This window comes from Bifidobacterium simiiventris, assembly GCF_019331715.1.
Taxonomy (GTDB): Bacteria; Actinomycetota; Actinomycetes; order Actinomycetales; family Bifidobacteriaceae; genus Bifidobacterium; species Bifidobacterium simiiventris.
The window spans coordinates 187,320-208,484 of the sequence record NZ_JAHBBG010000002.1 but is presented as its reverse complement, the minus strand read 5'-3'; the positions used below and the strand labels follow the sequence as shown (position 1 = coordinate 208,484).

The following is a 21,165-nucleotide window of genomic DNA, read 5'->3' as shown; positions in this document are numbered from 1 at the left end:
GCATGGAAACCGTTATGGAGCTTGGTATCTGACGCCATGCACGCCATGGGAATCACCACACAGGTCTCGCGCTCCTGCGCGCAATCATCGATCTCCCGCCACAGCGTCGTCGGCGAGCCGCCGTGTTCGCCCAGAACGTAGCCGGCTCGCCAAGAGGCGTGTCATCTGCGAAAGTAATACAGATATCACATAGCTCGTTTCGTGATATTCCGAACCGGGATATCACGAAACGACACGAATGCAACCATACATACAAGGAGAACATCATGAAGACTTTGGTGCTCGTATTCCACCCCGGACTCAACACCCAGTCCCACGTCAACAAGGCGCTGATCGATGCGGCCGCCGAGCTTGACAACGTGACCGTTCGCGACGAGTACGCGCTGTACCCGGATGGCAAGATCGACGTGGCCGCCGAGCAGGCCGCCATCGAGGCCGCCGATCGCATCGTGTTCCAGTTCCCGCTGTGGTGGTTCTCCTCCCCCGCGCTGCTCAAGACCTGGGAGGACGAGGTGCTGCAGCACGGCTGGGCGTACGGCTCCGAGGGCCACGCGTTCGAGGGCAAGGAGTTCCAGGTGGCTGTCTCCACCGGCTCGCCGGAGGCGAACTACCAGCCGGACGGCGCGAACAAGTTCGTGATCGACCAGGTGCTGGTCCCGTTCCAGGGCACCTCGAACTACATCGGCGCGACGTGGGTCAAGCCGTTCGTAACGTTCGGCGCGTTCGGCATCACCGATGAGGCGCTGGCCGAGGCGGCGAAGAACTATAAGGAACTGCTGGCCAAGTAAGTCGGCATCCTTCCGGTAACGAATATGGCCGGTTTCCGGGACTCTCCATTGCGAGATCTCCGGAAACCGGCCATATTCGTTGTTCGGCGGCATCGGCCACCGTCAATCGCGGCTCATTTCGACAGCCGCCACACATACCACGCGACCGGCAACGTCAGCAGACCGCCGGCGACGAACACCCACATGATCGGGATAACGTCGGCGAGCGGCGCGAAGACGAGCATGCCCGCCGGCATGCCGAACGTGGCGAGCGTGGTGTCGAGGCCGAACACGCGCCCGACCATCGACTCGTCGGCCTCGGATTGGATGACGGTGCGCATCGGTCCGACGCAGACGGCCGACGCGACGCCGCACAGCGCGTTGATGATGAGGTAGCTGAGCAGCCCGGGCGCAAGCCCCAGCCCCACGACCGTGACGCCGACCGCGGCGATGCCGAGCGCGATCACGTGCATGTTGTTGCGGATGATCTTCACGCCGATCGTCGACATGAACACGCCGCCGAGCAGCATGCCGATGCTTAGGCTCAGCTCGTTGGCGGCGAGCTTGTCGGATGCGGTGGTCAGGTTCACGACGCCGAGGTTCAGGTCGATGCCCTCGTATTCGCGGGTCATGAGCAGCAACGTGAGGTTGAGCGGCGCGACGGACATGAGGCAGGTCATGCCGTCGCCGAGCACCACGCCCTTCAGGTGGTTGTGGCGCATCGTGTAGGCGAATCCGGCCTTGAGATCGGCCATCGTACGGCGGATGCCGGCGACGATCGGATGGAGGTCTGCCGCATCGGAGTCGGTGTCGTCGACGGACTGCGAGGTATCGCCGTCGGTCACGGCGGACTTTTGTGGCACGCGGATCATCGCGACGAATCCGACGCCGATCACCGCGGTCGTCACGTCGATCAGCAGGATCGACCACAGCGGCATGACGTTGATGAGCACGGCCGCGACGGCCGGCGCGACGATCATGTTGGCCGAGTTGATCATGCCGAAGACCGAGTTGACGCGCAGCAGTTTGCCGGTCGGCGTGATGTCGGGGATGAACGACTGGACGGCCGGCGTCTGTACGCCACCGCCGGACGAACGGATGAGCAGCACGACGAACAGCAGCGGCAGTCCGGCCCAGCCGTGCGCGAACGCGAACGACAGGACGATGGTGACGGCCGCGATGATGAGGTCGGGCAGCATGATGAGCGGCTTGCGGCGGTACCGGTCTGCCATCGAGCCGCCGAAGATCGAGACGACACCCTGCGGCAGTACGCCGAACACAGTGGCGAACAGCATGGACCAGCCGGATTTCCATTCCAGCGCGATCCACCACCACAGAGCGTACTGTACGATGCTGGAACCCAGCAGGGAGAACGCCTGACCGGTGAGCAGCAGCGCGACGCGCGGCATCCAGCCGTCTTCGCGCGGGTCGGCTTCAGCCTCGAACGTCGATATGGCTTGTGAGTTTTGGGATACGGATTGAGACATATGAGTAAGGTGTTCTTGCTTTCCAACTCAGACATTGCCGCCAGTTGCGCGACGATGCGAATATGTGTCTTCACACAGGATCGGCATGGTCAGCGCACGACGACGGATGTCAGCGAATATGATGCGAATGATGGGATCGAAGATCACGAGATCTAGCGGATTCGGCCATACCCGGCTTCGGGCTTGGCTCCGCTGACCCGTTAGATTCTTCCGGGCAAACCGCCGGTCTGCGGGCAGTCGCCCATCATCATGCAACACAAAGAACACATGGCTCCGCACACTATCAACGCAAGCCGACAAGACCACGATCAACGAACACACGCCCCCATCGATCATCCATCCGATCGTCCATCATCGCCGTCTCTTCCCAATGACCAGCCCGCATCGATGCAACGCAAGATTCCCGCCGTCGCGGTTCATGGACATCGCAACACACCCGGCCAAAATTGACGCATTGTCAAAACTCGCGATAGACTGCATACGACACCGGACATTGACGCAACGTCAACATTGCGCAACGTCAGCTCGCGCCGGCCTCCAACGCAGGAACCGGCGCGGCACATATCAGGAAGAATGAAGAAAGGACCATCATGCTGTTTCAGGTCTACGGCGACAACGCCGTGTGGCAGTGGCTCGGCTGGATACTCGTGTTCTGCTGTCTGATCGGCGCGAACGAACTCGCCCGACGCACCAAGATCGGCGGCATCGTCGCGTTTCTCGTCGTCCCCGCGATCCTGACCGTCTATTTCGTCGCGATCTACGTGGCGGCCGCGGCCGGCGCACACTGGGCGCTCAACAACCCGACCTACGTGCACATGACCAGCTGGTTCCACTATGCGAAACTGTACGCGGCCACCGCCGGCTGTATCGGCTTTATGGCGCTCAAGTACCGTTGGGGCGCGATCGGCAAATCCGACTGGTTCAAGTGCTTCCCGTTCGTGATCGTCGCGATCAACATCCTCATCGCGGTCGTCTCCGATTTCGAATCCGCGTTCCGCGCGTGGGGAACCACATGGGTGTCCACCGAAGGCGTGACGCTCATGGGCGGCTGGCATAACGTGTTCAACGGCGTGGCGGGCCTGATTAACATCGCGTGCATGACCGGCTGGTTCGGCATCTACGTGTCCAAGAAGAAGGACGACATGCTCTGGCCCGACATGACATGGGTGTTCATCGTCGCCTACGACCTGTGGAACTTCTGCTACACGTACAACTGCCTGCCCACGCACTCGTGGTACTGCGGCCTCGCGCTGCTGCTCGCGCCGACCGTGGCGAACTTCTTCTGGAACAAGGGCGGCTGGATTCAGAACCGCGCGAACACGCTGGCGATCTGGTGCATGTTCGCGCAGGTGTTCCCGATGTTCCAGGATTATTCCGTGTTCTCCACGCAGTCGGTGAACAACGCGAACGTGAACCTTGCGGTGTCGTTGGTCGCGCTCGTGGCGAACGTACTCGCGCTCGGCTACATTCTGATCCGCGCGAAGAAGCAGGGCGTGAACCCGTGGATCCAGGAAGTGTTCAAGGGCACCCGCGACTACGAGCAGGCCATCGCCCGCGCCGAGTAGGCTCGTCTGGGCTTCCCTCGACGGTCCGACCTGACCGTCGGCCGCGGGTACAGGCCGTGGCCGGATCCATGATTCGTCATGCGATTCGGCTGCGGCCTGTCTCATATCCGGAGACAACCACGATCGCGCACGATTGACGGAACGTGGACTCGGTTGCGTCCGAACCGGTCAGCGCCCGCGCCAGCGGGTCAGCTCGAAGACGAGCACGTAGACGAGCAGCAAGGCGGATGCGAGGAACACGGAGCGCAGGGCCGTGTCGAGCGAGGGCAGGAACGTGGCGATGACGCCGAACACGGCCACGCCGATCGCGCCGCCGACTTGACGGAACGTGTTGAACATGGCGGACGCGATGCCGGCCTGCGCGGGGTTGACGGAATGCAGGACGACGCCGGCCGCGGCGGGCGTGGTGATGGCCGCGCCGAAGCCGACGACGCTCAGGCCCACCGCGATGACCCACACGGGGATCGGCGCGGGGGTCAGGAATTCGAACAGGAAGCCGGCGATCATGATCGCCAATCCCAGCGTGATCGAGAATCGCGCGCCGCGCGCGGTGATGATGCGCCCGCCGATCAGGTTGCCGACGATCGTGACGAACGCGGACGGCACGAACACGAGTCCGGCCGCGAACGCGCCCATGTGCCGTTCGTTCTGCAGGAACATGGTGCAGATGAAGACCATGCCGTACCAGTTGAAGATCATGATGAAGCCGATCTGCAACGCGACCTGCATGCCGCGGATGCGAAACAGGCCGAGCGGCATCATCGGGGATGCGACCTTGGCCTGTGAGACGACGAACAGGCCGAGCGCAAGCAGTCCGACGCTCAGCAGGACGAGCGTCGCGGGAGCCGCAAAGCCGATAGCGCCGACTTCGATGATGCCGGCCACGAGCGTGCCCAGACCAACGAGCGAAAGCGTCTGGCCGAGCCAATCGAAGCGGATGGGACGGCGCGGGGACGGCGCGATGCGCGGCACGAGGGCGAGGATGAACAGGCAGAACGGCACGTTGATCGCAAACACGAGACTCCAGTGGATCGGCGTGAGCAGCCCGCCGAGCAAAGGCCCCACCGCGGAGGCCGACGCGCCGCCCGCACCCCACAGGGCGAGCGCCCATGCGCGACGTCGCGGGTCGGGGTTCGCCTCGTTGATCAGCGACATGGACGCCGGCAGGATCAGCGCCGAGGCGACGCCGAGCACACAGCGGCCGGCGACGAGCGCCGCCATCGACCATGCGAACGAGCAGAACAGGGACGCGAGACCGAACAGCGCCGCGCCGATCGCGAACACGCGTTTCGCGCCGAACCGGTCGGCGAGGCTTCCGGCGAGCAGGAGCAGCGCGGCGAACAGCAGCGTGTAGCCGTCCACGACCCACTGCTGGACGGCCATGTCGCCGCCAAGATCGGCTGCGATGGTGGGCAGCGCGACGTTGACGATGAGCACGTCCATGCCGGCGAGGAACGATGCGACGGCCGCGGCGATGGTGGCGGCCGTCGCGGCTGTCGTGACGCCCGAGGATGGGGACGGGAATGACATACGACCCATGCGTATCCTATCTGTACTATCTATATATTCGTTATCCATACGTTGTTGCGATGACTATGATATTCCGTAGAAACGTTACAATAGATAGGTTTATAAATGATTATGGTTTACGATATATAAACCATAGGTTTACATACATGCAGGGAGCCGTCCATGTACGACCGCAGACTCGACGCGATCATCGCCGCGGCGGACGCCGGCAGTTTCGCCCAAGCCGCGCGCCGGCTGCACCTGTCCACGCCGGCCGTCGCCAAGCAGGTCACCACGTTCGAGCAGGAGTATGGTCTGACGATCTTCGAGCGATCCCGCACCGGCGTCGCCCCGACCCAAGCCGGCGCGGAATTCATCGACGGCGCGCGTTCGCTCGTGAGCGAATCGAACGAGATCATCCGCAGAACCCGCCAACGTATGCACCAACATGCGGCGCCCGTGCGTCTGGGCATCTCCATCCTGCGCCCCGCCCGCCGCATCCTCGATCTGTGGCAGCGTGCCGGCCAAACCGACATCCGTTTGGAACTCATATCGATGCCGGACGGCAGCACGCCGATCGACGATATCATCGCGCGGCTTGGCGAGGACATCGACGTGATCGCCACCGCATTCGTGCCGGATCATTGGAACGGCATCTGCAACACGCAGGTGCTGTCATATGAACCGCTGTGTCTGGCCGTGCCGCGCAATCATCCGCTCGCGAGACGCGCGAGACTGATCATCGACGATCTAAGCGGCGAGCATGTCCGCATCCTGCCGCGCGGCAACGGCACCGACGACATCGCCCGCGACCTGTTCGAACGCAACCCGGACATCACGTTGGTCAACATCGACCATTACGACCTCGACCTGTTCAACGACTGCGCCGAGTCCGGCGACCTGCTCATTTCCAAGCCGATGTGGGCCGGCGTGCACCCGCAGCTCGTCAACGTCCCCGTCGACTGGCCGGAGCCGGTGGGTATGCAGTACGGTCTGCTCTCCCCGCTCTCCCCCGCCCCGCAAGTCGCCGCGTTCGTCGAGCGCATCGCCGCACTCAACCAGCGGTTCGCGGATCGCTGACGCAGCTGAGCATATGCTTCCACAACACGACTGATTCCATGAAGGCATGATGCCACGTTGCCATTTATCATAGGAATGCACACACGTTCAACGTTGACAGGAAGCACGATGCACGGTCCAGAAGACAAGTACGTGAAGGTCCCCGCTCTGGTACACGCCACAAGACTCGGCTGGCGATATCGTTCCATCAGGAACGACAAACCCGGTACCGATTACGATCCGGACACCAATATCTTCTACGACCTGTTCGGGCAAGCGCTTCGCCGTATCAATCCCGATATGGATATCGATGACGATCAGGTCAGGTTCCTGATCCGCAAGAGCGCGGTCACGTTGGACAGCGACGATCTCGGCCGCGCGTTCTTCAGCAACCTGCAGCATGGCCTGGACGGATACAGACTCATCGATTTCACGACACCGGACAACAACGACTTCACGGTCGTAACCGAATTCACCTATGCGCATGACGACGATAATTTCCGTCCGGACATCATATTCCTGATCAACGGCATGCCATTGTGCTTCATGGAAGTCAAGCGGCTGAACAACCGCAACGGCATTCTCGCCGAGCGCGACCGCATGTATACGAGATTCAGGCAGCCGTTTTTCTGCCGTTTCGCGAACATCACGCAGATCATGGCGTTCAGCAACGATCAACCGTACGACGACGGCGATCGCGAACCGATCCAAGGCTCCTTCTACGCGACCAGCTCCTACGACGGCATACGCATGAACCGTTTCCGCGAGGAGGAGGACAGCGGAAGGGAATTGTTGCAGCGACTCAAGCCACGCAGCATCGACGAGGAGAAGCTCATCCTCAAGGACAACAACCTGATCTCCCTGCTGGATTCGCCACAATGGAACGAAACCGTCGACCCGCGGACTCCGGCGAACAGCATCATCACCTCGCTGTTCTCCCGCGAACGGCTGATGTTCCTGCTGCGATATGGCTTGTGCTACAAGGATTACGTCAACGACAACGGCATACGAGTCATCGAGAAGCACATCATGCGCTATCCGCAGTTCTTCGCCTCTCAGTCCGCGCGTCGCACGCTTGACGGCGGCGTCAGACAGGGCGTGATCTGGCATACGCAGGGCAGCGGCAAAACCGAACTGGCGTTCCTGCTGACACGGTATCTGCGCGATTATTACCAGGAACAGCGTCGCGTATTGTATACGTTCTTTATCGTGGACCGTCTCGACCTGGCAAATCAGGCCGACGACGAGTTCCGTTCGCGCGGCGCGACGGTCATACGCGTCGATTCAAGGGACGATTTCGTCAAACTGCTGCGCAAACCTTCGGCTTGGAACACCGGCCAAGGCGATGGGATCACCATCTCCCCGGTGAAGATCGCCGTGGTGAACATCCAGAAGTTCAGTGCCGACGCGCAGGCCATCACGGCCGAATACGGACTGAACGAGCAACGTCTGTTCTTCATCGACGAGGCGCATCGCGAATACAAACCGGGCAAAAGCTTTCTCGCCGCACTGTTCAACGCGGATCGCGACGCGGTTCGCATCGCCCTGACCGGAACCCCGTTGATCCGTCAGAAGAACGGTGCGGACACCAAGCAGGTGTTCGGGGAATACATCCACACCTATTTCTACGACCGGTCCATTGCCGACGGGTACACGCTCCGACTCCTACGCGAGGATGTCAAACCCCAGTTCCGCGTCAGGATGCGTTCGATCATGGACACGCTGCAGGAGATCGACAAGCTCACCGATCTCGATCAGGTGTGCGAGCACCCGCATTTCGTGGAGCCGTTGGCGGAATACATCGTGAACGACCTCATGCAGTCGCGCATCGCGCTCGGCAAGGATTGCGCCAACATCGGCGCGATGATCGTGGCCCGCACCTCACAGCAGGCCCGCAACATATACGACGCCCTGCAGCAGTACGATCCCGATCTTTCGTCCGCCCTGGTGCTTTACGACGAGGGGTCCAAGGAGGACCAGCGCGATATCCAGAAACGGTTCAAGCGTGGGGAGATCGATATTCTGGTGGTGTTCAACATGCTGCTCACCGGATTCGACGCGCCACGATTGAAGAAAATGTACCTGTGCCGCCCGCTCAAGGCACACAACCTGTTGCAGGCGCTCACCCGTGTGAACCGGCCGTACAAGTCGATGGACCACGGTTTCGTGGTCGATTTCGTGGACATCTCCAAGCAGTTCGACCAGACCAATCAGGATTATCTGGCCGAACTGAACGGCGAGTTCGGTCAGGATGCCGCACGGTACGCCAGCCTGTTCGACGATCCGAAGGCGATCAAGGCCGACTTGTCCGACATCAAGGACACGCTGTGGCAGTACAGCACCGACAACGAGTACGCGTTCGCCAAGGAGATCAGCGCGATCCAGGACGAAGACGAGCTGTATCGGATTCGCAGGGCGCTCGAACGGTATAAGGAGCTGCGCAATCTGGCCACCCTGTACGGCTACGACGAACTGGACGAGCATTTCGACATCGCCCTGTTCGGCAAGCTGCTCAACGAGGTCAATCTGCGCATCGGACGCATCAACGAGCAGAAGGCGCTGAAGCTCGGCCAGCTGTCCACAGGCTCGCTCAACATCCTGTTGGACCATATGGAGTTCAGCTTCGAGAAGGAGGGCACCGAGGAGCTGACCGTGGCCGACAAGCTGAAGAGGACGATCCGCACCGCCTGCGGCTCGTTCCAAGGCAACGACGACCCCAAGGACCCCGCGTACGTCAATCTGCTGGACAAGCTCCGGGAGAAGCTCGTCAAAGCCAACATGCAGGAGCTCACCACCGATGAGATGACCGATCTGATCGGCCAGTTCGAGGAGCTCGCACGCGAGGCGGACGAGCTGAACCGGAAGAACGACCTGCTCGCCGGCAAATATGGCGGCGACGTGAAGTTCATGCGCATCCACAAGGAGATGATGGGCGACGATCAGCCGATGGCGTCCAGCGACGCCGCGCTGTTCCGCATCCTGTCGTCCCTGCGGCGTTCGATCGACGCCACGGTCGAACGGAATGCCGCGGCGCTCGACCAGCCGGCGATCTTCAAGCACAGCATCGGCCCGACGATCATCAAGGCGTTCAAGGACAACGACGTCACGTTCTCGCCGTCGCAGGTCAAGACGACCGTGGACAGGATCTACAATGAGTACTCCGACGAAAGGAAGACACGCCTCGCATGAACACCGAGACCTACAACGACACGCTCGCCATGATCGACCGGCTGAAGACCGTGTGCGCGAATTACGGTTTGGCGAACGACAGCAGCGAATACAAGATCATCACCGAATCGTTCCTGTACAAGTATCTCAACGACCGCATGCTTTATGAGTTGGGCAAGCTCGACCAGTTCAGGGATTGCGAGAACGTCGCCGCCATCGAGGAACGGTATCGCGGCCTTGACGAGGGTGCGCGTGCCATGCTGCCGTATGAGCTGGGCACCGTAGCAATCATCCGCCCGGAGTGGATGGTGTCCTCGCTGTACAACCTGCAGGACGACGATTTCGCGAAGACGTTCGATACGGCGCTGCTGGGCATCGTGCAGGACAACATCGACGTGTATTCGGTGAAGGCCGGCACGGAGTCGATTACCCTGTTCCAAGGCGTGAGCCGGTTCATCGTCGAGGCGAACAAGCGCAATGACTTCTGCAGGTCGCTGGTCGGCTCGTTGGTCGATTTCAGCTTCTTCGACGCGTTCTCGCAGGGCTATGACTTCTTCTCTCAGGTGTTCGAGTATCTCATCAAGGATTACAACAAGGATTCCGGCAGCTACGGCGAATACTTCACGCCGCATGCGATCGCGAACATCATGGCCCGGATTCTCGCTCCCGCAGGAGACACGAACGTGACCGTGTACGATCCGGCGGCCGGTTCGGGCACGCTGGTGCTGGCGCTGGCGCATCAGATCGGCGAGGGCAACTGCACCACGTACACGCAGGACCGTTCGCAGAAAGCCAACGAGTTCATGCGGCTGAACCTGATCCTGAACGGGCAGGTCGGTTCATTGGCGAACGTGGTGCATGACGACACGCTGGTCTCGCCGCGGCATGTGGAGCCGGACGGCAAGTCGATCAAGACGTTCGACTATGTGGTGAGCAATCCGCCGTTCAAGGCCGATTTCTCGCAGAGCCGCGACCAGCTGGCGTCCGACAAGTATGGCAGCCGTTTCTGGGCAGGCGTGCCGAAGGTGCCGGCGAAGCAGCCGGAGAAGATGGCCATCTACCTGATGTTCCTCCAGCACATCATCGATTCGATGAAGCCGGACGGCAAGGCGGCGATTGTGGTGCCGACCGGGTTCCTGACCGCGAAAAGCAAAATCGAGCTGGAGATTCGCCAGAACATGGTGAATTCCGGCATGCTGCGCGGCGTGGTGTCGATGCCGAGCAACATCTTCGCGAACACCGGCACGAACGTGTCGATCATCTTCCTCGACCGGTCGAAGCAGTACGACCATGCGCTGCTCATGGACGCCTCGAAGCTCGGAACCAAGGAGAAGGTCGGCAAGAACCAGCGGACCATTCTGTCCGATGCGGAGATCGAACGCATCATCGAAACGTTCAATGGCAGCCGGGAACAGGATGATTTTTCGGTGATCGCCTCGTATGACGCGATCAGGGAGAAGCGGTACTCGTTCAGCGCCGGACAGTATTTCGAAGTGAAGATCGACTACGAGGACATCACGCCGGAACAGTTCCACGCGGAGATGGACGAGCGGATGGGCAGACTGCGCGAGCTGTGGGCCGAAGGCGAGCGCCTGCAGCGCGAAATCGAGGAGCAGATGAAGGCGGTGCATCTTGCGTAAGGTGAAGCTTGGCGAGATTGCGGAACTAAAAACCGGACCTTTTGGGACACAGTTCTCTGCCTCCGAATATGTCGCCGAAGGCATACCGATGATTAACGTTGGCGATATCGGCTATGGGGAAGTCAATACTCACTCATTGAAAATGGTTTCAAAAGCAACGATTCGCAGACTTTCTGAGCATCTTGTTCGCGAAGGAGATATTGTTTTTGGCCGGAAGGGATCAGTGGATCGTCACGCCTACATTGATAAGCAGAAAGACGGTTGGCTGCAAGGTTCCGATTGCATCAGAGTCAGGTGCAATAGTTCAGTCAACTCTCGCTATATTTCACATTTTCTTAGGCTGTCCTACGCAAGAAAACAGATGCTCTCAAGTTGCGTTGGCTCTACCATGCCTTCCCTGAACACTGACATTCTCCAGGATATGACTATCCTTTTGCCGGATCGAGCCACCCAAGATCGAATAGAGGGCTTGCTTTCCTCCGTTGACGAAAAGATCGAGACGAATGCGAAGATCATTGCGGAGCTGGAATCAGTGGCACGTTCGGTGTACGACTACTGGTTCACCCAGTTCGATTTCCCCGACGAGCACGGCAACCCCTACCGTTTCTCCGGCGGCGCAATGACCTACAGCGAAGCCCTCCACCGTGACATTCCAGAGGGATGGAAAGTAATCACAGCCAATGAGCTAGTTTCCATAGATAGAGGAATATCCTATACGGCAAATGAATTAGCCGATCAGGGCACGTCCCTCATCAACTTGGCATCTTTTAACACGGATGGCACATACAAACATTCCGGGCTTAAACACTTCACAGGAGTCGTCAAAGACACAAAACTTCTTTCGCCCGATGACCTCGTTATGTGTGTCACTCAGCAAACTCCAATAGATTCGACCGGATCAACGGATGTTATCGCGAAGACCTTTCTCGTGCCGAATATCTTTAAGGACAAAGTCACAATGTCCATGGACGTCGTGCGACTGGTCGAAAACAGAGAAGGCATGCGATACCTGCTGAACCAAATGCTGTCACGAGTCGACTATCATCGGTATGTCAGCGGATATGCCAGCGGCACAAAAATCAAACATCTCGATGTCGAAGGATCTCTGTCGTTCCCTATTGCACTACCGCAAAACAATGGGTTAATCGACGCGTATGCATCACTATGCAAGAGCGGGGCCGCGCAAATTTCAGTCTGCTTAAAAGAATCCGCCCGCCTCGCCGCGCTGCGCGACCGGCTCCTCCCCCTCCTCATGAACGGCCAGGCCGTCATCGAATAGGCGCACAACCGTGTCGCTGTCCCTCCCGTCTTGTAGGCTATAAACAGATTTTATGTTTATAGCCTACAAGACGGGAGGGAAGCCATGCATCTGCTGAAATTTGCCATCGATGGACTTGACCTCTATCGAGATCACTCCGTCTCCATGGATTTATATGCATCCGACCGAGTATCAGCGCAATCCGTGACCGTTCATCGGTTCACCGGAATCGGAGCTGGAATCAGCTCACAGACCGTCATAGGCATAGCCGGACTCAACGCGTCCGGCAAAACCACGACACTCCGCGCTCTGAACTTCGCATTGGACATCGTACGAGGCAACCCCTTGGATGCCGACCACTTGGTATACGGCCCACTCGCCGCGCTGATTTCCGGCACCATCCAGACACGCATCATCTTCACGAACGACGATGCGTGGTTCCTACTGGAGTCCACCATCAGCAGGACCAAAGCCAAAACCGGTCAAGGTGATGGCGCACCTTACGAATCTGGCAATACGCTGAACTTCGTCGAGGAACGCATGTGGAAACACATCAATAGGCCAGTCCTCAAGAAAGAACTGACCGATTTCGAACTGTTCAAGGGGCGATGCGAGGAGACCTTGACCCGTGGCATAGGAGGCAGTCATGAACTCGCCGCCGAAGCCAAAAAATACATACCGGCCAACACTTCCATTACCTCCGGACTCAAGGGAGAAAATGGTCATTCCACGCCGGTGATGAACTACATCGACTTTTTCCGCGTACCTTTCTACACCCCGACCGTGCCGTCCGACATCGTTCGCACCTTTGATCGGAGCGTGGAACGATTGGACGTGGACGAAGATGGTAAGGTTCATCTCAAGTTCGTCGACGATGACCATGAACGTATCATGGGACAGATCGATGCAGCACAGATGCTGTCCGCCGGCACCATACGTGGAAGTCGTATCGTCAACGCCGCCGTTGAGGTTCTGAAGGAGGGAGGATATTTCCTGATAGACGAGATCGAAAACAGCCTGAACAAGAAACTGGTGGAGACCATCATGGATCTGTTCGCATCTCCCATCACCAACCCTCGCGGCGCTACATTGGTGTTTACCACGCATTACCCAGAATTACTTGATCATCTGGAACGCAAGGACGGCGTCTACTTCGCTGTTCGCGACGAGAAGCGTCGCATCCAACTCATCAAGTATTCCGACAGAGTCACGAGAGTGGAACCAAAGAAGAGCGAGATCTTCTTTTCCAATCTGGTAAAGGGTACGGCACCCAAGGCCGAAGATGTAGCAGCAATGCGCAACTACATTAAGTCGGTGACGGGAGCCGCTGATGCTCGATGAACAGTCCAAATTCATGTTGCAAAGCGCTCGCGTGCTCTTCGTCTGCGAAGGGTCATGCGAGCGCGTCATCATTGAAACCCTTCTAGCCGCCGGCAAACTGATTGTTGACGAATCATCCGTCATCAAGGACACCATCACTGAACGGCCTACGGTCATTTGCAGATCTGCGAAGACGATTCAGGACACGTTTCTGGGCTATGACTACGATAAGCAAGTCGCCATTGTCCGTATCCTCGATTCTCGTAAGGAACGATTCAAGCTCGGATACCCATACAACGAGACTATTCCCGTCTTCAGCTGTTATACGACTCCTGAAATTGAAATGCTTGCCATCATCAAAGAACAACAGCTCGACCGGTACACCAACCGATTCAAAAGCAAACTGAAACCCAGCGAATTCTGTAAGAAGGAACTGGAACTGACACGTATCAAAAATGAGGCCTTCCTACGCGACTACTGGCATGACGCCGATGAGTTGTGCGACTGCTTGGAACTATATCGGCGACAACACGTGTCCAAAGAGAAAGGCGAACTCATCATCGCCGACCTGCTTCAGTGATTCAATCACGACCAGGACAGGCGAATGGAGTACTCGAATCCTCTGTTACCGGCGACACATCATCTAGCAGAGATAAACGTCGCCGGTTTCCCCTTCCCGGCATCTTCCAATTACCGATCAAATGAATCAGTCTCCGACGGCAACCACATCGCCCAGTCCACATATCACCAAGCAAAAAGCTGATGTCTGATGAAGCTCTGGAGAATAGCAACTCAATGAATCACCTGTCCAAGCGCAAGTCCATCGACTGTGAGCGTTACCATAAGAGTCGTGGGGAACAATATTTCCATGATGATGACTATGAGTGATATGAACGATATGAATGACAGTATGAGTAGCGAACAAGCAGATAACAGCAATCAGGACAACGATCAGCACGCCACCGACGCCGGCACCGGAACCACCGCCGCGATCGACACGCCAGCCGCCGCGCCCGTCGACCGCACGTGGCTCACCAAGGCCAAGGACACGATCGACCAGTGGGCGTACATCATGTTGAAGGACGCCGACGACCACGACATCGACTGGGATTGGGTGCGTTCGCTCGATCTCGAGCACGGCATCGGCGTCGCTCAGCCGGTCGATCTCGAGCCGGGCGCGGCGAGCAACGTGCACGACCTGCTCAAGGCCGATCTCGCGATCCGCGACCGGCTCGAGGCGATCATCGCGAAGATGAGCATGGTGTTCATGCGCGACTTCGACCGTCATATCAAGACGTACGAGCTGCCGCGCGCGCTCGCGTACGCGGATCGCCGTCTGACCGATCAGATCGATCTGCTGCGCGATCGCGGCGTCGCGGAAGGACTGTGGACGGTCAGTGACGAGGACCGTCAACGCGTCACCGTGCCGGTATTGCACGCGGTCGAGGGAGGCCTGCTCACCGACGATGATCTGGCCGACGTGCAGGATCGCACCGCCGAGATCGTCAACGCGCGCGCCGAACAGCGCAAGGCCGACCGCGAGAAGCGTGAAGCGGCCAAGCACGAACGCCAGATGGCCCTGTTCGCGGCGGACGAGAAGCAGTACGGTTCCGTCGAGGCCGGCCCCGACGAGTCCGCTCCGGCCGATTCGAGTTCGGACGCGAACAGTGCGGACGATCTGGTCGAAGGGCCGCAGATCATCAACGATGACAATCCGGCCGTGCCGAGCGTCGAACAGGTGCGCACGAACGAGACCGCCGTGCCGGAGATGCGTTACGAGAAGTCACGTCATGCGGCTGCCGAGCATGTGGCCGCCCGTCAGGCCGCCGCGCCGAAGGACTACTGGCGCGAGGTGTATCTGCCCGGCCGCGACGTGGACAACGTGATGGGCATCGATCTGGAGACGAACGGCACCGAACCGTACCGCGCGTACATCATCGACGTTGGCTTCGAATATATGAACATGAAGTCGCCGCGCCCGACCTCGCTGCCCGACGACTACCGCTACGACAAGGACTATTACGAGTCCGGCGACGCGTACGACCAGCATCGCTTCTCGTTCGGCGTGACCCCCGAGGCGGCGCGTCACGGCAACGCGTTCATCATCCAGCTGACCGGCATCGACATCAGCCAGCGCACCGGCGCCGAATTCCCGCTGTTCGACGAGGACCCGGCCGCGCAGGCCGATCTGCTGCACCGGCTCACGTCGCAGCCGTTCGTGGCGCATATGGCCACGTTCGAGCACAGCTTCTTCATGCTCAACGTGGCCGGCTACGCGGAGGCCTACCGCAACGGGCATGTGACGATCATCGACACGCTGCCGATGAGCCGCCTGTGGGACGAGGGTTCGATTCCGTGCGAGGGCCATCCGGACGGAGACAACACGCTGGACGCGTATGCGAAGCGCCAGGGCGCGCTGCACGAGGACGACGCCGAACGACATCTGGGCCTCGAGGACACGCACATCATGCTGCTTGCGATGAAGCATCACCTCACGCAGCTCAAGGCCGAGGCGCGCGGACCGTGGGGTCCGGGCGGCAAGGCGGGCGTCGGCGGCAAGCGCATCGTCAACTACCGTCGCCGCACCTGGCGGCGGTAGGCTCGTCGCCCGCACACGCCGGCGTGTTCGCTATCCGAGTGAACGTTGACTTCGAGCACTTGAAGTTACCACAATCGGGTAGCGGCGGTCGCCGGCGACGACGGCCGATACGAGACGACGAGAGGCAAAGAGGACGTTCATGAACGAACCTGCAACGAACCAGTCCGGCATCATCCGTCAGGCGCGGCTGACCGGCGAACGCGCGGAGTTCTTCGCGCACGACATGACCTATATCGACACGATCTTCGCGGACGGCGAGTCGCCGCTCAAGCACGCGCGCAACATCACGCTGGACAACTGCTCGTTCCAGTGGAAGTACCCGTTATGGTATGCGAACGACGTCACCGTGCGCAATTCGACGTGGTTCGAGATGGGCCGCGCCGGCGTGTGGTACACGAGCCGCATGCTGGTGGAGGATTCGACGATCGAGGCGCCGAAGAACTTCCGCCGGGCGAGCGACGTCACGTTGCGCAATGTCGATCTGACGAACGCCGAGGAGACGTTCTGGAACTGCACGAACGTGACATTGGACAACGTTGTCGCCCGCGGCGATTATTTCGGCATGAACTGCGAGCATGTGACCGCAGAACGGTTCCGTCTGGTCGGCAACTATCCGTTCGACGGCGCGCACGACATCACGGTGCGCGATTCGCGGCTCATTTCCAAGGACGCGTTCTGGAACACGGAAAACGTGACTGTCGAGAACTCGTACATCTCCGGCGAATATCTTGGCTGGAACTCGCGCAACCTCACGTTCGTCAACTGCACGATCGAAAGCCTGCAAGGACTGTGCTATATCGACAACCTTGTCATGAAGGACTGCCGTCTGGTCAATACGACGCGCGCGTTCGAGTATTCGACGGTGGACGTGGACGCGCATGGCACGATCGACAGCATCGTCAATCCGACCGGCGGCGTGATTCGCGCGGATGCGATCGGCACACTGACGTTGGAGGCGGATCGCATCGATCCGTCGAAGACGACGATTCTGACCGGGAAGCATGCGGCATGAGCGGCGATATGAACAATATGATCGGCCGCGCAAACGGACAGACAGCCGACTGCAAGAACGACGATACATTCGATTTCGACACACCGGTGGACCGCGCCGGCACGTGGTCGCTCAAGTGGGAGGAGGCCGACGGCGCGCTGCCGATGTGGGTGGCGGATATGGACTTTCCGACCGCTCCTGCCGTGCGTGACGCACTGGAGCGGCGCGTCGCGCACGGCGTGTTCGGCTATTCGATCGTGCCGGACGAGTGGGGCCGCGCATACGTCGACTGGTGGGGTTCGCGGCATGGTCTGACGATCGACCCGCAGTCGCTGATCTTCACGACGGGCGTGATTCCGGCGATCTCAAGCATGGTGCGCAAGCTGACGACGCCGGCCGAGAACGTGGTCATCATGACGCCCGTGTACAACATCTTCTTCAATTCGATTCTCAACAACGGCCGCAACGCGCTCCAGTCGTCGCTTGTCTACGATGCGGCCGCCGGACGGTACGCGATCGATTGGACCGATCTGGAGGCGAAGCTCGCGGATCCGCAGACCTCGCTGATGATCCTGTGCAACCCGCACAATCCGACCGGCATGGTCTGGGATCGCGCCACGCTCACGCGGATCGGCGAGCTGTGTTGGAAGCATCACGTCACGGTGATCAGCGACGAGATCCACTGCGATCTGACCGATCCAGGCGTCTCGTACGTGCCGTTCGCATCCGTGGACGAGCGGTGTGCGGCGATTTCGGTGACGTGCATGGCGCCGACGAAGGCGTTCAACATCGCCGGACTGCATACGGCGGCCGTGATGGTGCCCGATCCGACACTGCGGCACAAGGTGTGGCGCGGGCTCAACACCGATGAGGTGGCCGAGCCGAACGCATTCGCCATCGATGCGGCGATTGCCGCGTTCGGGCATGGAGGCGCGTGGCTGGATGCGCTGCGCAGCTATCTGGCCGGCAACAAGCGTGAGGTGGAGCAGCTGATCGACGACTACAACGGTTCAGTCGCGGCTGACCGTCATGTCATGCTGGTGAGCGGCCCGGCCACGTATCTGCTGTGGCTGGACTGTTCGGCGTTCGTCGGAGATGGATCACGGTTTACGACCACGACCGAACTGTGCGATTGGCTCAAGCGCGAGCACAAGGTGATGTTCTCCTCCGGCGCGCAGTTCGGCGGCAACGGCGCCTCGTTCATCCGCATCAACGTCGCATGCCCGAGGGCGCGGATGCGCGAGGGGTTCACGAGGCTGTTCGCGGGACTGCGGGCGCTGTAAGCCGGCAGTCGAGGAAATGTCAGACAGCGAGGGGTGTCGGTTCACATTACATCGAACCGACACCCCTCGCCTATACGCGCGACAACTCACGCGTCGATGCCAAGCATCGAGCGCAGCCAGTCAAGTTCGGCCGCGATCTGCGCGTCGTGTACGGCGATGATGCCTCGACGGTACGGGTCCGTGATCTGGTCGAATGAGAGCGGATTGCCAGCATCGCAGTAGAAGAAGTGGACATCGCCGCGGCTGAGCAGGTCGTACCGGCGTCGCAGGACGGCGTCACGGTCGGCTTTGTCGGGGATGACGGACAGGAACGTGAGTACGACCATCCAGCGGGTGAAATCACTGACATCGAATCCGCTCGCGTTCTTCAGTTCGGCGATCAGCTTGGCACGGCCGGCGTCGAGCAGCGTGAACAGGCGACGCTGACGACCGTCGCGCATCTCGGACTCTTCCGCGATCAGTCCGGCGTCGACGAGTCGGGTGGTCGCCGGGTAAATCGCACCGTCGCTGAACTTACGGCTCGACCCCTGCAGTTGTTCCATTTTCTTGCGCAGCTCATAGCCGCACATGGAACGTTCCGACAGGAAGCCCAAAATCATCGTTTCGATCACGCTCATGCGTGACAGTATATCTCGTTTCGACATATCCCAACGTCGCGTCATCCCAGCGCGTAACCACGGCCTTCATACGCCGAGCCAGTCATCGCAACGGACAACACGCCACGACGCGCGCGCATCATCGCGACAATCCGCGCAGAATCCTGCGCTGGAACGGTATGGTCACCGCGAACGAGAGCGTATCGGATACGGACTGCGCCACCTCCACGCCGAGCACGCCGAGGAAGTGCGGCAGGATGAGCACGGCCGGAGCGAGAAACAGACCCATGCGGCATACGGCGAGGAACGAGGCGATACCGGTCTTGCCCATTGTCTGCGTGGACATGTTGCCCATCATGTTGACGCCGTTGAGCGCCACCGTGATGCATTGGAAATGCAGCGCGGACACGCCCACCTCGACCACGGCCGGGTCGGAGCGGAAGATCTCGACCAGCTGCGGTGCGAACGCCCAGATCAGCGCGCCGAGCACGGCGAGCACCGCGGTCGACAGCGTGACGCAGAACCAATACGCCTGTTTGACGCGATCGTATTTTCCGGCGCCGTAGTTGTATCCGCACACCGGCTGAAAGCCTTGGCCCAAGCCGACGATCACCGAGTTCGCGCCGAGCATGATGCGCATGACGATGGCCATGCCGGCGATGGTCGCATCGCCGAACGGGTTGGCCGCGATGTTCACGCAGGTGGTCGCGATCGATCCGGCGCCCTGGCGAACCAGTGACGGCAGGCCCCCGCCGATGATCTCGCGCACGAGCAGCACATCGGGCTTGCAGTTGCGCAGCGACAGCTTCATCACGCCGAATTTGCGGCTCAATGTGGTCAGGATCACGAAGCTCAATGTCTGGCAGATGCCGGTCGCAAGCCCGGCACCGAAAATGCCGAGATCAAGCACGAAGATGAACAGCGGCGCGAGCAGGAAGTTGAGCAATGCGCCCGAGACGAGGCCGGTCATGCCGAACGCGGACTGCCCTTGATACCGCAGCAGGCCGTTGAGCGCGAACGACCCGCACACGCAAGGCGCGGCAGCGAGGATCGGCGTGAGATATTGCACGGCGTACGGCGCGATGGTGGCGGTCGAGCCGAGCGCGACGACCAGCGACCGCAAGGTCAGCAGGCCGAGGACCGCGACGGTCAGACCGCATAGGACCGCACCGGTGAAGCCGATGGCGAGCAGTTTGGCGGCACGTTCGTTGTTTTGTTTGCCCAGCTCGCGGCTCATGGAGTTGCCCGCGCCGTTGCCAAAGAAGAATCCGATGGCCTGCAGCACGGTCATGACGGAGAATGCGATGCCGATCGCGCCAGATTGCGCGGTGCCGAGCTGGCCAATGAAGAACGTATCGGTAAGGTTATACGCGGTGGTGACCAGATTCGAGATCACAGCCGGAATACACAGTCTCAAGATGAGCGGGCGGATCGGCTGGGTCGTCATCTGACGGTATTTCGCGTCCGCGCTCGCACGTCTGATCGTATGAATCTGCACCACGATTGGCTACTGTACTCGCCGTCCGGACGGGGTCACGACCATTGTTCTACCATGCAGTCGGCTAGGCTTTCGTCGATTGCGTCAGACGGGACTGCACCAGACGGTTGAGCGAGACGCCTTGTTCGGCGGCCTCGATGGTGAGCCTGCGATGGACTTCCGGCGGCACACGCACCATGATATGACCGGAATAATGGCGGTCTTCGAACGGCTCCGGCACGTTCTGCCCCTTGGATCGCATCGCCGCCACCCGTTCGGAGGCCAACACCCGCAATCCGGCGAGCGCATCCAGCGAAGATTGCGCGATGAACCGCAGATCCGGCAGTTCGGCAACCGTCGCGACGAATCCGTCGTCCTCGTTCGACCAATGAATACGATAGACGTATCGATCACTTTCGTCAGCCATCGCGCACCTCCCTGAACCA

General features: G+C 60.0%; 16 protein-coding genes. 11 read left to right on the top strand and 5 right to left on the bottom strand.

Going from position 1 to position 21,165, the window contains the following annotated elements:
* The first annotated feature begins 266 nt into the window (after nucleotides 1-266).
* A complete protein-coding gene (locus KIH76_RS03325; RefSeq protein WP_214374665.1) occupies nucleotides 267-788 on the top strand; it encodes an NAD(P)H-dependent oxidoreductase in 522 nt (173 codons plus the stop codon).
* 113 nt (nucleotides 789-901) lie between these two features.
* Here KIH76_RS03325 and KIH76_RS03320 read toward each other — a convergent pair whose 3' ends face one another.
* Nucleotides 902-2,176: an MFS transporter gene (locus KIH76_RS03320; protein WP_236036814.1), complete on the bottom strand. Its 1,275-nt coding sequence runs from the start codon at nucleotides 2,174-2,176 to the stop codon at nucleotides 902-904.
* A gap of 668 nt (nucleotides 2,177-2,844) precedes the next feature.
* On the opposite strand from KIH76_RS03320, the gene KIH76_RS03315 reads away from it, so the two are divergent.
* Entirely contained in the window at nucleotides 2,845-3,819 is a 975-nt protein-coding gene (locus tag KIH76_RS03315; RefSeq protein ID WP_214374667.1) for a DUF5692 family protein, read from the top strand.
* A 168-nt stretch (nucleotides 3,820-3,987) separates the two neighbouring features.
* Here KIH76_RS03315 and KIH76_RS03310 read toward each other — a convergent pair whose 3' ends face one another.
* On the bottom strand, nucleotides 3,988-5,358 hold the full coding sequence (locus KIH76_RS03310) for an MFS transporter (RefSeq protein WP_236036794.1): 1,371 nt from the start codon (nucleotides 5,356-5,358) through the stop codon (nucleotides 3,988-3,990).
* A gap of 153 nt (nucleotides 5,359-5,511) precedes the next feature.
* Between KIH76_RS03310 and KIH76_RS03305 the strand changes: the two genes are divergently transcribed.
* From KIH76_RS03305 to KIH76_RS03265, 9 genes are all read left to right on the top strand, one after another.
* Entirely contained in the window at nucleotides 5,512-6,408 is an 897-nt protein-coding gene (locus KIH76_RS03305) for a LysR family transcriptional regulator (RefSeq protein WP_214374669.1), read from the top strand.
* Nucleotides 6,409-6,516: 108 nt separating this feature from the next.
* On the top strand, nucleotides 6,517-9,576 hold the full coding sequence (locus KIH76_RS03300; RefSeq protein ID WP_219069324.1) for a DEAD/DEAH box helicase family protein: 3,060 nt from the start codon (nucleotides 6,517-6,519) through the stop codon (nucleotides 9,574-9,576).
* Nucleotides 9,573-11,195: an HsdM family class I SAM-dependent methyltransferase gene (locus tag KIH76_RS03295; protein ID WP_214373323.1), complete on the top strand. Its 1,623-nt coding sequence runs from the start codon at nucleotides 9,573-9,575 to the stop codon at nucleotides 11,193-11,195. Before KIH76_RS03300 ends, KIH76_RS03295 begins: the two co-directional genes overlap by 4 nt.
* 1 nt (nucleotide 11,196) lies before the next feature.
* Nucleotides 11,197-12,474 carry a restriction endonuclease subunit S gene (locus KIH76_RS03290; RefSeq protein ID WP_338023567.1) on the top strand — a complete coding sequence of 426 codons (1,278 nt, stop codon included), beginning with the start codon at nucleotides 11,197-11,199 and terminating at the stop codon, nucleotides 12,472-12,474.
* A gap of 84 nt (nucleotides 12,475-12,558) precedes the next feature.
* Entirely contained in the window at nucleotides 12,559-13,794 is a 1,236-nt protein-coding gene (locus KIH76_RS03285; RefSeq protein WP_214373321.1) for an AAA family ATPase, read from the top strand.
* Nucleotides 13,784-14,353, top strand: a complete 570-nt coding sequence (locus KIH76_RS03280) for a hypothetical protein (protein ID WP_214373320.1) — start codon at nucleotides 13,784-13,786, stop codon at nucleotides 14,351-14,353. The genes KIH76_RS03285 and KIH76_RS03280 overlap by 11 nt, the downstream gene beginning before the upstream one ends.
* Before the next feature lie 309 nt (nucleotides 14,354-14,662).
* Nucleotides 14,663-16,372, top strand: coding sequence for a DNA polymerase III subunit epsilon (locus KIH76_RS03275; protein WP_214373319.1), 1,710 nt, complete (start codon nucleotides 14,663-14,665; stop codon nucleotides 16,370-16,372).
* A 139-nt stretch (nucleotides 16,373-16,511) separates the two neighbouring features.
* Nucleotides 16,512-17,384, top strand: a complete 873-nt coding sequence (locus KIH76_RS03270; protein WP_219069322.1) for a DUF3737 family protein — start codon at nucleotides 16,512-16,514, stop codon at nucleotides 17,382-17,384.
* 8 nt (nucleotides 17,385-17,392) lie between these two features.
* A complete protein-coding gene (locus tag KIH76_RS03265; RefSeq protein WP_214373317.1) occupies nucleotides 17,393-18,646 on the top strand; it encodes a MalY/PatB family protein in 1,254 nt (417 codons plus the stop codon).
* Between the two features lie 86 nt (nucleotides 18,647-18,732).
* On the opposite strand, the gene KIH76_RS03260 is transcribed toward KIH76_RS03265, so the two are convergent.
* The 3 genes from KIH76_RS03260 to KIH76_RS03250 all read right to left on the bottom strand — a co-directional run bounded on the left by KIH76_RS03260 (nucleotide 18,733) and on the right by KIH76_RS03250 (nucleotide 21,146).
* Nucleotides 18,733-19,263: a PadR family transcriptional regulator gene (locus KIH76_RS03260; protein ID WP_214373316.1), complete on the bottom strand. Its 531-nt coding sequence runs from the start codon at nucleotides 19,261-19,263 to the stop codon at nucleotides 18,733-18,735.
* 118 nt (nucleotides 19,264-19,381) lie between these two features.
* Nucleotides 19,382-20,743: an MATE family efflux transporter gene (locus KIH76_RS03255; RefSeq protein ID WP_214373315.1), complete on the bottom strand. Its 1,362-nt coding sequence runs from the start codon at nucleotides 20,741-20,743 to the stop codon at nucleotides 19,382-19,384.
* Nucleotides 20,744-20,804: 61 nt separating this feature from the next.
* Complete coding sequence (locus KIH76_RS03250) at nucleotides 20,805-21,146, bottom strand: type II toxin-antitoxin system HicB family antitoxin (protein WP_214373314.1); 342 nt, start codon at nucleotides 21,144-21,146, stop codon at nucleotides 20,805-20,807.
* Nucleotides 21,147-21,165 lie beyond the last annotated feature (19 nt).

Coding starts and splice junctions, on each gene's coding strand:
- KIH76_RS03325 (WP_214374665.1), top strand. CDS start 267: ATGAAGACTTTGGTGCTCGTATTCCACCCCGGACTCAACACCCAGTCC.
- KIH76_RS03320 (WP_236036814.1), bottom strand. CDS start 2,176: ATGCCGCGCGTCGCGCTGCTGCTCACCGGTCAGGCGTTCTCCCTGCTG.
- KIH76_RS03315 (WP_214374667.1), top strand. CDS start 2,845: ATGCTGTTTCAGGTCTACGGCGACAACGCCGTGTGGCAGTGGCTCGGC.
- KIH76_RS03310 (WP_236036794.1), bottom strand. CDS start 5,358: ATGGGTCGTATGTCATTCCCGTCCCCATCCTCGGGCGTCACGACAGCC.
- KIH76_RS03305 (WP_214374669.1), top strand. CDS start 5,512: ATGTACGACCGCAGACTCGACGCGATCATCGCCGCGGCGGACGCCGGC.
- KIH76_RS03300 (WP_219069324.1), top strand. CDS start 6,517: ATGCACGGTCCAGAAGACAAGTACGTGAAGGTCCCCGCTCTGGTACAC.
- KIH76_RS03295 (WP_214373323.1), top strand. CDS start 9,573: ATGAACACCGAGACCTACAACGACACGCTCGCCATGATCGACCGGCTG.
- KIH76_RS03285 (WP_214373321.1), top strand. CDS start 12,559: ATGCATCTGCTGAAATTTGCCATCGATGGACTTGACCTCTATCGAGAT.
- KIH76_RS03280 (WP_214373320.1), top strand. CDS start 13,784: ATGCTCGATGAACAGTCCAAATTCATGTTGCAAAGCGCTCGCGTGCTC.
- KIH76_RS03275 (WP_214373319.1), top strand. CDS start 14,663: ATGAACGATATGAATGACAGTATGAGTAGCGAACAAGCAGATAACAGC.
- KIH76_RS03270 (WP_219069322.1), top strand. CDS start 16,512: ATGAACGAACCTGCAACGAACCAGTCCGGCATCATCCGTCAGGCGCGG.
- KIH76_RS03265 (WP_214373317.1), top strand. CDS start 17,393: ATGAACAATATGATCGGCCGCGCAAACGGACAGACAGCCGACTGCAAG.
- KIH76_RS03260 (WP_214373316.1), bottom strand. CDS start 19,263: ATGAGCGTGATCGAAACGATGATTTTGGGCTTCCTGTCGGAACGTTCC.
- KIH76_RS03250 (WP_214373314.1), bottom strand. CDS start 21,146: ATGGCTGACGAAAGTGATCGATACGTCTATCGTATTCATTGGTCGAAC.